This window comes from Enhygromyxa salina (genome assembly GCF_002994615.1).
Lineage (GTDB): Bacteria > Myxococcota_A > Polyangia > Nannocystales > Nannocystaceae > Plesiocystis > Plesiocystis salina_A.
The window spans coordinates 21,078-34,448 of the sequence record NZ_PVNK01000097.1; the positions used below are offsets into that span (position 1 = coordinate 21,078).

At 69.6% G+C, this 13,371-nt stretch carries 13 protein-coding genes and 1 pseudogene; 8 read left to right on the forward strand and 6 right to left on the reverse strand.

Going from position 1 to position 13,371, the window contains the following annotated elements; genetic code table 11:
• From atpA to ENSA5_RS08925, 5 genes are all read right to left on the reverse strand, one after another.
• The gene (atpA, locus tag ENSA5_RS08905; protein ID WP_106391206.1) at window positions 1–1,536 is read right to left on the reverse strand and encodes a F0F1 ATP synthase subunit alpha; all 1,536 of its coding nucleotides are present in this window, start codon (window positions 1,534–1,536) and stop codon (window positions 1–3) included.
• Between the two features lie 22 nt (window positions 1,537–1,558).
• Complete coding sequence (gene atpH, locus ENSA5_RS08910) at window positions 1,559–2,122, reverse strand: ATP synthase F1 subunit delta (protein ID WP_106391207.1); 564 nt, start codon at window positions 2,120–2,122, stop codon at window positions 1,559–1,561.
• Window positions 2,122–2,817 carry a F0F1 ATP synthase subunit B gene (locus ENSA5_RS08915; protein WP_106391208.1) on the reverse strand — a complete coding sequence of 232 codons (696 nt, stop codon included), beginning with the start codon at window positions 2,815–2,817 and terminating at the stop codon, window positions 2,122–2,124. The genes atpH and ENSA5_RS08915 overlap by 1 nt, the downstream gene beginning before the upstream one ends.
• On the reverse strand, window positions 2,814–3,284 hold the full coding sequence (locus ENSA5_RS08920; protein WP_181197544.1) for a F0F1 ATP synthase subunit B: 471 nt from the start codon (window positions 3,282–3,284) through the stop codon (window positions 2,814–2,816). The genes ENSA5_RS08915 and ENSA5_RS08920 overlap by 4 nt, the downstream gene beginning before the upstream one ends.
• A gap of 201 nt (window positions 3,285–3,485) precedes the next feature.
• Window positions 3,486–3,854: a bactofilin family protein gene (locus ENSA5_RS08925; RefSeq protein ID WP_106391210.1), complete on the reverse strand. Its 369-nt coding sequence runs from the start codon at window positions 3,852–3,854 to the stop codon at window positions 3,486–3,488.
• Window positions 3,855–4,190: 336 nt separating this feature from the next.
• Here ENSA5_RS08925 and ENSA5_RS08930 point away from each other — a divergent pair, with 336 nt between their 5' ends.
• From ENSA5_RS08930 to ENSA5_RS08945, 4 genes are all read left to right on the forward strand, one after another.
• Window positions 4,191–5,201, forward strand: a complete 1,011-nt coding sequence (locus tag ENSA5_RS08930; protein WP_373422431.1) for an FHA domain-containing protein — start codon at window positions 4,191–4,193, stop codon at window positions 5,199–5,201.
• 191 nt (window positions 5,202–5,392) lie between these two features.
• Entirely contained in the window at window positions 5,393–6,130 is a 738-nt protein-coding gene (locus ENSA5_RS08935) for a succinate dehydrogenase cytochrome b subunit (protein ID WP_106391212.1), read from the forward strand.
• A gap of 2 nt (window positions 6,131–6,132) precedes the next feature.
• Complete coding sequence (locus ENSA5_RS08940; protein WP_106391213.1) at window positions 6,133–8,073, forward strand: fumarate reductase/succinate dehydrogenase flavoprotein subunit; 1,941 nt, start codon at window positions 6,133–6,135, stop codon at window positions 8,071–8,073.
• Between the two features lie 2 nt (window positions 8,074–8,075).
• Window positions 8,076–8,819, forward strand: a complete 744-nt coding sequence (locus ENSA5_RS08945) for a succinate dehydrogenase/fumarate reductase iron-sulfur subunit (protein ID WP_106391214.1) — start codon at window positions 8,076–8,078, stop codon at window positions 8,817–8,819.
• Window positions 8,820–9,059: 240 nt separating this feature from the next.
• On the opposite strand, the gene ENSA5_RS08950 is transcribed toward ENSA5_RS08945, so the two are convergent.
• Window positions 9,060–9,254 carry a hypothetical protein gene (locus ENSA5_RS08950; RefSeq protein ID WP_106391215.1) on the reverse strand — a complete coding sequence of 65 codons (195 nt, stop codon included), beginning with the start codon at window positions 9,252–9,254 and terminating at the stop codon, window positions 9,060–9,062.
• Between the two features lie 137 nt (window positions 9,255–9,391).
• Here ENSA5_RS08950 and ENSA5_RS08955 point away from each other — a divergent pair, with 137 nt between their 5' ends.
• The 4 genes and pseudogenes from ENSA5_RS08955 to ENSA5_RS37290 all read left to right on the forward strand — a co-directional run.
• Window positions 9,392–10,351 (forward strand): 50S ribosomal protein L11 methyltransferase, encoded by a 960-nt coding sequence (locus ENSA5_RS08955; RefSeq protein ID WP_181197545.1) that lies wholly within the window; start codon window positions 9,392–9,394, stop codon window positions 10,349–10,351.
• Window positions 10,348–11,046, forward strand: a complete 699-nt coding sequence (locus ENSA5_RS08960; RefSeq protein WP_181197546.1) for a 16S rRNA (uracil(1498)-N(3))-methyltransferase — start codon at window positions 10,348–10,350, stop codon at window positions 11,044–11,046. The genes ENSA5_RS08955 and ENSA5_RS08960 overlap by 4 nt, the downstream gene beginning before the upstream one ends.
• 76 nt (window positions 11,047–11,122) lie before the next feature.
• Window positions 11,123–11,746 (forward strand): RDD family protein, encoded by a 624-nt coding sequence (locus tag ENSA5_RS08965; RefSeq protein WP_106391217.1) that lies wholly within the window; start codon window positions 11,123–11,125, stop codon window positions 11,744–11,746.
• A pseudogene (locus ENSA5_RS37290) lies at window positions 11,743–13,371 on the forward strand (hypothetical protein); the annotation flags it as partial. The gene ENSA5_RS08965 and the pseudogene ENSA5_RS37290, both read left to right, overlap by 4 nt.

Genomic DNA, 13,371 nt, shown 5'->3' on the forward strand with positions numbered 1-13,371 from the left:
TCAGTCCGCGGCCTTCTGGACCGGCGGCTTCCACTGGGCCTTGAACTTCTTGATCGAGGCCTCGAGCGCGGCGTCGGCCTCGACCATCTGAGGCTTCTTCTTGGCCTTGCGGATGTCGTCGAGCAGGGCCGAGCGCTCGGCCTTCATCCACACGTGGAGGTCGGCCTCGAAGGTGCGGATGTCCTTGACCTCGATGTCGTCGGCCAGGCCCTGGGTCCCCATGAACACGGAGACGACCTGGAGCGCGACGTCGAGGGGCTGATACTGGGCCTGCTTGAGCAGCTCGACCAGGCGCTCACCGAGGGCGAGCTGAGCCCGGGTCGCGGGGTCGAGATCCGAGGCAAACTGGGCGAAGGCCTCGAGCTCGCGGTACTGGGCCAGGGTCGTGCGCAACGGACCGGCGTGGCGCTTCATCATCGGGATCTGGGCCGCGCCGCCGACACGCGAGACCGAGAGACCGACGTTGATCGCCGGGCGCACGCCGCGGTGGAACAGGTTCGACTCGAGGAAGATCTGCCCGTCAGTGATCGAGATGACGTTGGTCGGGATGTAGGCCGAGACGTCGCCGGCCTGGGTCTCGATGATCGGCAGCGCCGTCAGCGAGCCGCCACCTTCCTTGTCCGAGAGCTTGCAGGCGCGCTCGAGCAGGCGGCTGTGGAGGAAGAACACGTCGCCGGGGTAGGCCTCGCGCCCGGGCGGGCGGCGCAGCAGCAGCGAGAGCTGGCGGTAGGCCACGGCCTGCTTGGACAGGTCGTCGTAGATCAGCAGGGCGTGGCCGCCCTTGTTGAGGAAGTACTCGCCGATCGTGACCCCGGTGTAGGGCGCGATGAACTGCAGCGGCGCCGACTCGGAGCTGCCCGCGACGACGACGACGGTGTACTCCATCGCGCCCTCGCGCCGCAGACGCTCGACGACCGACGCGACGGTCGACTGCTTCTGACCGATCGCGACGTAGACGCAGACCATGTCCTGGCCCTTTTGATTGATGATCGCGTCGATCGCGATGGCGGTCTTGCCGGTCTGGCGGTCGCCAATGATCAGCTCGCGCTGACCGCGGCCGACCGGGACCATCGAGTCGATCGCCTTGAGCCCGGTGAGCATCGGCTCGTGGACCGACTTGCGCGCGATGATGCCGGGCGCCTTGATCTCGATCGGGCTGCTCTGATCGGTCTTGATCGCGCCCTCGCCGTCGATCGGCTCACCGAGCGCGTTGACGACCCGGCCCTTCATCGCCTCGCCGACCGGGACCGACATGATCGCGCCGCTGCGCTTGACGATGTCGCCTTCCTTGATCAGCTGATCGTTGCCGAGCAACGCCACGCCGACGTTGCCCTCTTCGAGGTTGAGGACCATCCCGCGCACGCCGTGCGGGAAGTCGAGCATCTCGCCGGCCATCGCCTTGGACAGGCCGTAGACCCGGGCGATACCGTCACCCACCGTCAGCACGGTGCCGGTCTCCTCGACCGAGGTCGAGGCGTCGTGGCCCTGGATCTGCTCGCGAATGATGCGGCTGATTTCGTCGGCTCGGATTTCCATCGTCGAAGACCTGTATTGGGTTCTATCCGCGCAGGTTGCTGCGGAGCTTGTCGAGAGAGGTCCGCACGCTGCGGTCGAGGGTGTAGCTGCCCACGTGGGCGACGAGCCCGCCAATCAGAGCGGGCTCGACCGTGGTGTCGAGCAGGACCTGCTTGCCGGTCGCCTGCTCGAGCGCCTTTTTGATGCGCCCGGTCGTGGTCGGGTCGAGGGCGGTCGCGGTCTTGACCGCGGCCCGAACGCGACCTGCGGCCTCATCGGCGAGGTCGCGGTAGTGAAGATAGATCTGCTCGACGCCGCTGATCCGGCCGCGCTCGAGCACGAGCTCGAGGAACTTGCGCATGTTCGCGTCGGCGCCGAGGCGCGAGAGGACCGCGAGCAGGATCGCGCGACGGTTGGCCAGGGTGTGGTGGCCGGCGGCGAGGATCTTGATGAGATCGCGCTCGCCCGAGGGGTCGCTGGGGTCGTTGGTCTTGCAGGCCGCGTTGAAGTCCGCGAGGTTCTGCAGGTACTTGTCGCGCTGCGTGGGCGTCGGCGCGAGCTGGATGAGAGCTCGGGCGTAGCGCTTGGCGAGGCTGCCGCTGATCATCAGTTGGCCCTCCCGATCTCACTGGCGGAGACCTCGTCGACCCAGGCGTCGACCAGCCGACGTTGGTCGGCGCCGCCGAAGCTGGTGCGGATCGCCAGCTCTGCGCGGGCGAGCGCCTCGTCGACGATCTCGTTCTCGAGCTCGGTCCGGTAGCGAGCGGCCTCGCGCTCGGCCGCCCGGGCGGCCGCGCTCTTGATCTTCTCGGCCTGCGCGTGGGCGTCGGCGAGGATCTGGGCGTGCTCGGCCTCGGCCGTGGTCCGCGCGTTCTCGCGGATCTCGACGACCTCGCTCTCGAGCGCGACGAGCTTGGCCTCGTACTCCTTGACCAACGCCTCGGCCTCGGACCGCGCCTTGGTCGCGCGCTCGAGCTCGAGCCGGATCGCGTCGCTGGCCTCGGCGTTGCTGCGCCGCAGGTGGCGGAACAGCAGCTTGTTGAGGACCAACATCAAGGCGACGAAGTTGATCAGGATGATGAGGAAGCCGGTCCGGCCGTCCTCGCCGGGCCCGCCGAGGAAGCCGTCGCCGAGCCACTTGATGCCGCCAGACGCGGCGTGCTCGGCCCCGCCATGGGCGGCCTCGGCGGCGCCATGGCCAGCCTCGGCCTCGCCATGGGGCGGGCTCGCCAACGCGCTGAGCGCGGGGCCCAACCACACGGTCAAGAAGGCGGCGACGGTGATGACAGGGCGAATCCTCATGATGCTGACCTCCCGAGGATCTGCTGGGCGATGTCGTCGGCGAGGGTGTCGACCCGGCCGCCGAGCTCGGCCCGCGCGGTCTCGGTCTGCTCGGCCAGGACGAGCTTTTGAGCCTCGAGCGCCGACGCGGCCTCGCGCCGGGCGACGCCGACGATCTCGGCCTCCTGGGTCTCGGCTTCGCGGCGGCGATCGGAGCGGAGACCGATCGCCTCGTCGCGGGCCTTGGCCAGGCGCTCGCTGTACTCGGCCTCGCTCTCGCGGGCGGTCGCCCGAAGGCTGACGGCCTGCTCGAGCGCGCCGCCGATGCGCGCGGTGCGACGCTCCCGGATCTCCAGCCACGGCTTGAACAGCAAGAAGTGGAGGACCACGAACAAGAACAGGAACAGGATCGCCTGAAGGAAGATCGTGTTGTCGATGTCGACGACCGGCAGCGACTCGGAGGCGACGAGGAGCGCGGTGTTGGTCATGGTGGTCCGGCTTCCATTCCGAGAGGAGGAAGGAAGGCGGCTGGCAGGTAGCATGTGGGCGGTCGGCCGTCAACGACCCAAGCGCGGCGCTAGACTGGGGTTTTTAGCGCTTTGCCCGATTCGCCAGGCACCCGTGAGGGAGCCCCGCCAGAAGCGACCAAAAACCGGGCGAGATCGGCCCGGCCAAATCCACCACCTCGGTCAGGGCGCGGGCTCAGCGGCGACCGGGGCCTGAACCTTGGCCTCGCCCGACATCGAGCAGTGTCCCTCGAAGAACGCGCCCTTCTCGATCATCAGGTTCGGTGTCGAGAGGTTGCCCAGGACCTTCGCCGGGGCCTGGATCGACAGCGACTCGCTCGCGGCGACGTCGCCCTGGACCTTGCCTTGGACGACGACGGTGGCGGCGCGGATGTTGGCCTGGACGTCGGCCGACTCGCCGATGATCAGGGTGCCCTCGGTCTGGATCTCACCGGAGAAGCGGCCGTCGATCCGGACCGTGCCTTCGAAAGTGAGCTTTCCTTCGAACGAGGATCCCTTGCCGAGAATGGTCGTGATCTCTTCGCCTTCCATTTGCACTCGCTGGCCACGGTACGGGATCTCGACGACCCCCGACCAGACTGTTCTTTCGTCACGCTCTCGCCCGGCCGCGACTCGAGGCGCCGGCAACCACCGGCCCCGCGACCGCTTCGGGCGGTCCAAACTCCATGAAATTGGCCAGGGACAGCGATCCGTGGCCGGGCGCCCCCCGCGCTACCCCCGTGACCAGGGTCAAAGCAAGAGCGAGGCTCGAGCCCTGAATTTGGCCAACACCGCCACCGTGGCCGCTTTTCCCACTGGTCGTTGGATCGCAGACCGTGCAGACGTGGAAAACCTCCCGGCTCTCCCATACGCTTCGGCCGGGTGTCGATGATCGAAGACAGCGGACCGCAGCCTCATCCAGGCGCCGACGAACGGGCCGAGGATCAGATGGCGCTGGCGTCTTGTTTTTCGCGGGCGCGGCCGATCCTCACTGCGTTGGTCGCGGGCGTCAAAGAGGGCGACGCGGTCATCGTTGCGACCGATCAAAATGGTTTCCCGGTCGCGCAGCGCGTCGTCGAGCGACCCAAGGACTTGCCCCACGCGGTCGTCATCGGTCGCCACAACCGCTGCGCGTTGGCGATCCCCGGCGACAGCCGCGTGAGCCTGCGTCACCTGCTCCTGACCGGCTGGCCCGGCCAGGGCCCGATGCGCTTTCGCGGCTACGACCTCGGGGGTCGCGCGGGCGTGTTGCTGGCCGACGGCAAGCGCGTCCCGGGCTTCTCGGCTCACGGCCAGGTCGCCCTCGCGTTCGGCAGAACTTCGCTGTTCGTGCTGCCCGGGGGGGCGGCCGGGCAAAACATTCTCGCCGGCGAAGACGCCGAATCCTTCCGCAAGCTGACCGGGCTCGACACCTCGGGCGCCGGTCACCGCCTGGCGATCTCGGCGATGGCCGAGCCGGGCGTGGCCGAGATCGGCGGCTACCGTCCGATCGATGTCGAGGTCCGGCCCGAGCCCCGCGGGCTCCTGCGGCTGCGCTCGACCAAGGGCACGCGCGGGCGCTCGACCAGCCGCGGCCGACGACGCGACGAGTCCGGCCAGGTCCGCGAGCTCGAGGTCGACAGCGAGCAGCTCCAGCGCGGCCTGTTGATCGGCCGCTACAGCGATCGCTGCTCGCTCGCGGGCCAGGGCCGCAACCTGTCTCGCGTCCACGCCCTGGTCACGGAAGAGGGCCCGAGCTCGCTGCTGGTCTACGATCTCGCGAGCACCAACGGCGTGCGCCCCTCCGGTCAGAGCGAGGGCCCGAGCCACTCCGTCGTCCGCCTCACTCCCGACGACCCCTGCATGCTCGGCCACTTCGAGCTCAGCTGGGTCCCCTCCGACAAGCCGACAATCCACTGAATTGGCGGTTGGGTTGGCGCTTGGGTTGGCGCTTGGGTTGGCGCTTGGGTGGCCGTTCGGGCGAGCGCTGAGCGCCCGCTGAGCGACCGCGCAAGCGCGCGAGCACGCGACGGTTGGCAGCAAACACAAAAATAGGGTAACCCGCGTGCGCGTGGCCTGGCGCGGGCCGGCCCGCAGCGAGGAAGGTCACGATGAGCAGCTCCAAACAAGCGAGCGCCCCCTTCGACCGGCTGGTCAACGCCCTGACATCGACGCTGTCCCTCAAGATCGTCATGGCCCTCACGGGTCTGGGCGGCGCGGGCTTCGTCCTGTTTCACATGGCTGGGAACCTGCAGGTATTTCTCGGGCGCGACACCTACAACGACTACGCCGAGCTCCTGCAGGGCCTCGGCGCTTTCAAATGGGTCGCCCGCGCCGGGCTACTCACGATTCTCGGACTCCACGTGCTGACCGCGGTCGTGCTGACCAAGCGCAACCAGCAGGCCCGGCCCGAGCGCTACGCCAAGCTCGAGCAGCGCCGGACTTCGCTCGCGGCCATGTACATGATGGAGCTCGGCGTCGTGCTGCTGCTGTTCATCATCTATCACATCGCCCACTTCACGATGGGCGTGGTCCACGGCAGCTTCGAGGGCGTCGACTACTACGCGCTGCAGCAGGTCACGGAGGCGTCCACGCGCCGCGACCTCTACACCCACGTCATCGCCAGCTTCCAGCAGCCGTCGATCGCAATCACCTACATCGTCGCCAACATCGCCCTCGCGGCGCACCTGTCCCACGGCGTGACCTCGACTTTCAAGACCGCCGGCATCGCCGTCGGCCGCTGGAAGCTGCCCTTCGAGGTCCTCGGCCCGGCCTTCGGTGTGATCGTTGGCCTCGGCAACATCTCGATGCCCCTGGCCGTGTGGGCCGGCTTCATCGGAGGGAACTAAATATGGATCTCGACGCGAAAATTCCCTCAGGCTCGCTCAAAGACAAGTGGGACAAGGCCCGCTTCGAGCTCAAGCTGGTCAACCCGTCGAACAAGCGCGACCACAAGCTGATCATCGTTGGGTCCGGCCTCGCCGGGGCCTCGGCGGCGGCCTCGCTCGCCGAGCTCGGCTACGACATCGAGTGCTTTTGCTTTCAAGATAGTCCGCGCCGGGCTCACAGCATCGCGGCGCAGGGCGGCATCAACGCGGCCAAGAACTATCAAAACGACGGCGACAGCGTCTATCGCCTGTTCTACGACACGATCAAGGGCGGCGACTACCGCTCGCGCGAGGCCAACGTCTATCGCCTCGCGCAGGTGTCGGTGAACATCATCGATCAGTGCGTCGCCCAGGGCGTGCCCTTCGCCCGGGAGTACGGCGGCGCCCTCGCCAACCGCTCCTTCGGCGGCGCGCAGGTGTCCCGCACGTTCTACGCCCGGGGCCAGACCGGCCAGCAGCTGCTGCTCGGCGCATACTCTGCGCTCAACCGGCAGATCGACCGGGGCAAGATCAAGATGCACCCGCGGACCGAGATGCTCGATCTCGTCGTCGTCGACGGCCACGCGCGGGGCATCATCACGCGCGATCTGGTCACCGGTGAGATCCGGCGCTTCGCCGCCGACGCCGTGCTGCTCGCGACCGGCGGCTACGCCAACGTCTTTTGCCTCTCGACCAACGCCAAGACCTGCAACGTCACCGCGACCTACCGGGCCTACAAGCGCGGGGCCGGGTTCGCCAACCCCTGCTTCACGCAGATCCACCCGACCTGCATCCCGGTCAGCGGCGACTACCAGTCCAAGCTCACCTTGATGTCCGAGTCGCTGCGCAACGACGGCCGGGTGTGGGTCCCGCGCAACAAGGCCGACATCGGCAAGCCGGCCAAGTCGATCCCCGAGGAGGACCGCTACTACTACCTCGAGGAGCGCTACCCGAGCTTCGGCAACCTCGTGCCCCGCGACGTGGCCTCGCGCGCAGCCAAGAAGGTCTGCGACGCCGGCTACAGCATCAGCAAGAGCGGCGAGGCCGTGTACCTCGACTTCGCCGAAGCGATCGGCCGCGACGGCCAAAAGGCGATCGCCGACCGCTACGGCAACCTGTTCGAGATGTACGAGCGGATCACGGGCGACAACCCGTACCAGACCCCGATGCGCATCTACCCGGCCGCGCACTACACGATGGGCGGGCTGTGGGTCGACTACAACCTCATGAGCTCGATCCCCGGGCTCCACGTCCTCGGTGAGGCCAACTTCTCCGATCACGGCGCCAACCGCCTCGGCGCCTCGGCCCTGATGCAGGGCCTCGCCGACGGCTACTTCGTGATCCCCTACACGATCGGCCACTACATCGCGACCCAGTACCAGGGCGAGCTCAGCACCGAGCACCCGGCCTTCGCCCGGGCCGAGGCCGAGGTCCGCGAGCGCCAGCGCAAGCTGCTCGACATCGGCGCCAAGTCGACCAAGGCCGGCGCCGAGCGCAAGAGCGTCGACTACTTCCACCGCAAGCTCGGCAAGATCATGTGGGAGCACTGCGGCATGGCCCGCAGCGCCAGCGGGCTCGAACAGGCCCTCGCCAAGATCCCCGATCTCCGCGAGCAGTTCTGGCGCCAGGCCTACGTGCCCGGCGGCGCCGACGAGCTCAACCCCTGGCTCGAGAAGGCCGGGCGCGTCGCCGACTTCCTCGAGTTCGCCGAGATCATGTGTCACGACGCGCTCTACCGTGACGAGTCGTGCGGGGGTCACTTCCGCGAAGAGCACCAGACCGAGGAGGGCGAGGCTGTGCGCAACGACGAAGACTTCGCCCACGGCGCCGTGTGGGAGTATCAGGGCGTCGGGATCAAGCCCAAGCTCCACACGGAGCACCTCGAGTTCGAGAACGTCAAGCTGACCACGCGGAGCTACAAGTAGCGATGGACATCAAGCTCAAGATTTGGCGCCAACCCGGCCCCGACCAGGCCGGTTTCTTCGAAGACCACCGGGTCGAGGCCGACCCGCACATGTCCTTCCTCGAGATGCTCGACGTGCTCAACGAGCAGCTGCTCGTGGCCGGCAAGGACCCGGTCGCCTTCGACCATGACTGCCGCGAGGGCATCTGCGGGGCCTGCTCGATGGTCATCGATGGCCACCCCCACGGGCCTCGCGCAGGCACGACGACCTGCCAGCTGCACATGCGGGAGTACCATGACGGGGCCGAGATCACGATCGAGCCGTGGCGGGCGTCGGCCTTCCCGATCATCAAGGATCTGGTCGTCGATCGCAGCGCCTTCGATCGCATCCAGCAAGCGGGGGGCTACGTCTCGGTTGGGACCGGCTCGGCGCCCGACGCCAACACGATCCCGATCGGCAAGCGCGAGCTCGACGAGGCCTTCGACTACGCCGCGTGCATCGGCTGCGGCGCGTGCGTGGCCGCGTGCCCCAACGCCTCCTCGATGCTGTTCGTGGCCTCGAAGGTCGCCCACCTCTCCCTGCTCCCGCAGGGCAAGGTCGAGCGCAAGCACCGGGCGCGCAAGCTCGTCGCCGCGATGGACGCCGAGGGCTTCGGCTCGTGCACGAACCACGGCGAGTGCTCGGCCTCGTGCCCCAAGAGCATCAGCGTCGACGCGATCGCTCTGCTCAACCGCGAGTTCATCCGGGCCGGCCTCGCCCGCGACTAGCAGCCCGTTTGACTCGACCCACCGAGCTCGCTCGGTGGGTCGGGATGAGCCCCGCAGGCCTGGGCCTCGCTCCTCGACCCAGGGGCGGGCTTCGGGCCGCGATCGATCTCAGCTGACGCGAGCGCCCTCAGCTGACGCGATCGCTCTCAGCTGACGCGAGCGCCCTCAGCTGACGCGAGCGCCCTCAGCGACGCCGCCTCAACGACGCCGCCTCAACGACGCCGCCTCAGCGACGCCGCCTCAACGACGTCGATAGAACAGCGTGATCGTGAGGCAGTGGAACTCGCGGTCGGAGCTCTGCGTGACGACCGTGTCGACGATCTCGAGGGTCTGGGAGTTGGCGTCGAGCCACTCGGTGATGCGTTCGCCAAGCGACTCGCGATCGCGGGCCTTGGTCGCAGAAAACACCTTCACACCACTGTAGGACACCGACATGCGCAACTCCTGGCTCAAGCTCGGAATTACCATCCGGCCTTTCATTGTCCAAGGAAAAATACAACCATGGTGAAATCTGACCAGCGCGACCTGCGGGGGGATCAATGAGCGAACACGAGGCTTGGAGCACGGTGCGAGTGGCCTTGAAACAGGGCGCCCGGGACGACTACGCGCTCGAGCGCCTCGACGGGCTCGCCGGCCTGCTCGCGAATCGCGACGACATCGGCGGCGTCGAGACCCGTGACCCCGCGTCGATCGCCGAGGGCCCGGACTTCGTCGCGGTCGAGCGCCCGGAGCTGGTCATCTACACCACGCCGGTCAATCGCGGGGCGGTCGTGCGCGCGACGGAGGAGCTGGCCCAAGCGATCGCCCTCGAGGTCGTCCTCGACGCCCACGATCACAGCGGCGACGACTGGCGAGACGCGTGGAAGCGACACTATCGATCGCTCTACTTTCGCTCCGGCCCGACGGCGGACGCCCGGCGGCTGATGATCCGGCCGAGCTGGATCCCGCGCGAGGCCGACGATCCCAGCTGCGAGCTGATCCTCGATCCCGGCCGCGCGTTTGGAACCGGCCTCCACGAGAGCACGAGCCTGTGCCTCCAGGCGCTGGTCGAGATCGCCGCCCGCGAACCCGCCGCGCAGATCCCCCGACGCGTGCTCGACCTCGGCTGCGGCTCGGGCATCCTCGGGCTCGCGAGCCTGAAGATCTGGCCGGAGATCGAGCGCCTGACCCTCGCCGATCACGACCCCGAGGCCGTCGCGACGGCGCGCGAGAACGCCGAGGCCAACGCCCTCGCAGACCGGGCAGGGCTCGAATTTCGCGAGCTGAGCCTGTCGGCGCAGGCCGCCGCGATCGGGCCGGCCGAGCTGGTGTTCGCCAACATTCGCCCGAAGGTGCTGATCCCGGCCGCGCCGACGATCGTCGCCGCGCTCGCGCCCGGCGGCACGGTCCTGCTGTCCGGCATCCTCGACGAGGAGGGCGACGAGGTCCTCGCGGCCTACGCCGAGCTAGAGCTGCTCGCGCGCGTGAGCGAGGAGGGCTGGTGCGCGCTGGTCATGCGCCGCCCCGACGACGGCCCGGAGACCGCGGTGTGAGCGTCCGCGCTTTCTTGCCCGCCGACGCCGACAGCCCGGGCGAGGGCCAGGAGCTCGAGCTCGACGAAGACGAGTCCCGCTACCTGGTCAAGGTCCGCCGCGTCGATCCTGGCGGCCGCTTCGAGCTCCTCGACGGGCGCGGCGGCGTGTGGACGGCGACGCTGGTCGCTCGGGGTCGGCGCGCGCGGGTCGAGGTCGGCCCCGCCCGCAGCCCGAGCACCCCACCCGACCCCCGAGTCATCCTGCTCGGGCTCCCCGATGCCGCCGCCACCCTCGAGGCCCTGACCGGCGCGAGCGAGCTCGGAGCCAGCGAGGTGGTCTTCGTCCGCTGCGAACGTAGCCAGGGCCACCTCCCCTCGCGCGCACGGATCGAGCGGGTCCTGCGAGCGGCGATGCGCCAGTGTGGACGCCCCGCGCCGCCCGAGCTGCTCGGCGCGTCGCCGGACAAGCCCTGGACCCTACGCGACGCCCTCGCGCATCGCTCCGAGCTGCCCGGCGTGTACGGAGAGCCTGCCGCTGAGGACCCGGGGCCCATGGCGAGGGGAGTGCGGCTGCTCATCGGGCCCGAGGGCGGCCTCACCCCGAGCGAGGTCGAGGCCGCCCGCGCAGCAGGTTTCAGCCCCGCAACCCTTGGTCCGTGGGTCCTGCGAACCCCCACCGCAGTCATCGCCATGCTCGCCCGGACCTGGTATTAGATCCCCCCGCGGCCGTCCTGCGGACGACCGCCGGTCCGTCAGATCGTGATCCCCGAGGACACCAAGAGGAAGTAGCGTGAGCGCAGCGCAGCCACCGACCGAGCGCGAGAGCGCTCCGACGAAGCGCGTGCCGATCCGCCGCCGCCCGATGCCGTGCCCGCACTGCGACGCGGAGATCGAGCGCGAGCTCGCAGCCTCGGCCGCTCCAACCTGCCCACACTGCGAGCGGGCGCTCGCGCCGGTCGAGGTCGCCGGGTTCTGGCGCCAGGCGCTCGCCGGCCTCGTCGACCTGGCGTTCCTCGCCCTGACCGCCGGCCCGATCGCCTGGGGCCTGCACCGGCTCGTCGACCCCCTGCCCCTCGCCCCCGGCGCGCGCGGCCTCGACCTCGCCCTGAGCCTGTTCGCGACCGACTTCAGCGCCCTGCTGCTGCGCGCGGGCCCGGTCCTGGTCCTCGCGAGCGCGTACTTCATGATCAGCGTGGCTTGGGCCGGCCGCACCCTCGGCCAGCGGCTGCTCTCGATCCACGTCATCGATCGCCATGGTCGCGCCCCGAGCGTCCCGATCGTCGGTCTCCGAACCCTCACCCAGCTCGTCGGGACCCTCGCCGCGGCCCTCGGCCCGCTCTGGGTCGCCTTCGACAGCGAGCGCCGAGCCGTCCACGACCTCGTCGCGGGCACCTACGTCGTGAGGTCCACATGACGCAGTTGGTTCAACATCTCCGGGCGTCGGGGCTCGTCGACGAGGACGTGCTGCAGTCGGTCATGCGCCGCCAGCAGATCTACGGCGGCTCGCTCGACACCGTCTTGCTCGAGCTCGGTGCGATCGACGCGCCGACGCTGAGCCAGGCGATCGCGGCGGCCAACGAGTGCGACGTGGTCCCCGTCGCGCTGCTCGAGCCCGGCCCCGAGCGGCCGTGGAGCGCCCTGCCCAAGCCCTTGCTCGACCTCGGCTGGGCCATGCCCCTGCGCCGCTACATGGGCCACATCCAGGTCGCGATCCACCCCGAGATCCCCGCCGAGCAGCGCCGCCAGCTCGAGCGCGCGGTCGACCACCTCCAGGTCTTCGTGACCTGCGAGGCCTGCCTGGCCAAGCTCGCCGCCGAACGTCGGGGGTCGGTCATGCCACAGCGCTACGCCGTGCTGGCGCTCAAGTGGACACAGGCGCTCCAGCGCGACGAGCCCGAGCCCGAGCCCGAGGCGCGCGAGCCCGAGGCCCCCGCCGCGCCATGGATGAGCGCGTCGACCGACACCGCCCCCTACACGGTCCCGCCGCCGTCCGACGAGCCGCCGGGGGCCCGAACCGGGGACACCTTCCGCGGGCGACCGGTGTTCGCAGCCCCCGGCTCCGGCCCGGTCCCCGTCCGGCGAGAGCCCACGTCGCAGCCGCCGGGGTCCGAGCCTTCGAGCGAACCGGTCAAGCGCCTGCCAACCTTCCTCTACGGCCTCCCGGTCGAAGACGACGACGACGACCTTCCGCTCGAGGCGGAGCCGGATCCGCAGCCCGAGGCGGAGCCAGATCCCGAGCCCGAGCCGCAGCCAGAGCCGCAGCCAGAGCCGCAGCCAGAGCCCGAGCCGCAGCCAGAGCCAGAGCCAGAGCCAGAGCCAGAGCCAGAGCCAGAGCCCGAAGCCGACCCCGAGGACGTCCCGACCCCGCGCCCAGCAGCCAACCGCGGCGTTCAGCCGCGCGCCAGCGCCTCGCTGCAAGAGCGCCTCTCCCGACCACGCCAGGCCCTCGAGGCCGCCTCGGGCCGCGACGAGGCGACGGAGGCGCTGGTCCGCGCGGCCATGGTGCTCAGCCCTCGGGTCGCGTTGTTCGGGGTCAAGCGCGAGGGCCTGCGCGGGCTCGCGAGCCCCAGCGAGCTCCAGGAAGCCAACGATCAGCTCGTCGAGCTCAGCCCCAAGATCGAGGCCGCCGTCGAAGGTCATGAGGTCCTCGAGCGCGTGACCGACCTCGATCTGCGGATCGCGGTCGGCCAGGAGATGGCCGTCCCGTGCCTGTTTTTGCCGGTCACGGTCCACAGCCGACCGGTCCTGATGCTCTACGTCGACCGCAGCGGCGATCCCTTCACCGCCGAGGAGACCGAGGCGGCCCGCGAGCTGTGCGAGACCGCAGGCCACACGCTCGAGGGCGTGCTCGAGCGCATGCGCAGCGGCCAGGCAGCGAGCAAGCCCGCGGCGGCGCCCGTCCCCGCTGCAGCGCCAGCGAGCCCGACCGAAGCGCCGAGCCCGGCGACCCCGAGCGTGTTCGCTGCGCCAGACAGCCTGATGCCTCCGGCCGCGTTCAGGCCCCCCAGCGCGGTCGAGCCCCCCGGCGCCTTCAAGCCC

Coding starts and splice junctions, on each gene's coding strand:
- atpA (WP_106391206.1), bottom strand. CDS start 1,536: ATGGAAATCCGAGCCGACGAAATCAGCCGCATCATTCGCGAGCAGATC.
- atpH (WP_106391207.1), bottom strand. CDS start 2,122: ATGATCAGCGGCAGCCTCGCCAAGCGCTACGCCCGAGCTCTCATCCAG.
- ENSA5_RS08915 (WP_106391208.1), bottom strand. CDS start 2,817: ATGAGGATTCGCCCTGTCATCACCGTCGCCGCCTTCTTGACCGTGTGG.
- ENSA5_RS08920 (WP_181197544.1), bottom strand. CDS start 3,284: ATGACCAACACCGCGCTCCTCGTCGCCTCCGAGTCGCTGCCGGTCGTC.
- ENSA5_RS08925 (WP_106391210.1), bottom strand. CDS start 3,854: ATGGAAGGCGAAGAGATCACGACCATTCTCGGCAAGGGATCCTCGTTC.
- ENSA5_RS08930 (WP_373422431.1), top strand. CDS start 4,191: ATGATCGAAGACAGCGGACCGCAGCCTCATCCAGGCGCCGACGAACGG.
- ENSA5_RS08935 (WP_106391212.1), top strand. CDS start 5,393: ATGAGCAGCTCCAAACAAGCGAGCGCCCCCTTCGACCGGCTGGTCAAC.
- ENSA5_RS08940 (WP_106391213.1), top strand. CDS start 6,133: ATGGATCTCGACGCGAAAATTCCCTCAGGCTCGCTCAAAGACAAGTGG.
- ENSA5_RS08945 (WP_106391214.1), top strand. CDS start 8,076: ATGGACATCAAGCTCAAGATTTGGCGCCAACCCGGCCCCGACCAGGCC.
- ENSA5_RS08950 (WP_106391215.1), bottom strand. CDS start 9,254: ATGTCGGTGTCCTACAGTGGTGTGAAGGTGTTTTCTGCGACCAAGGCC.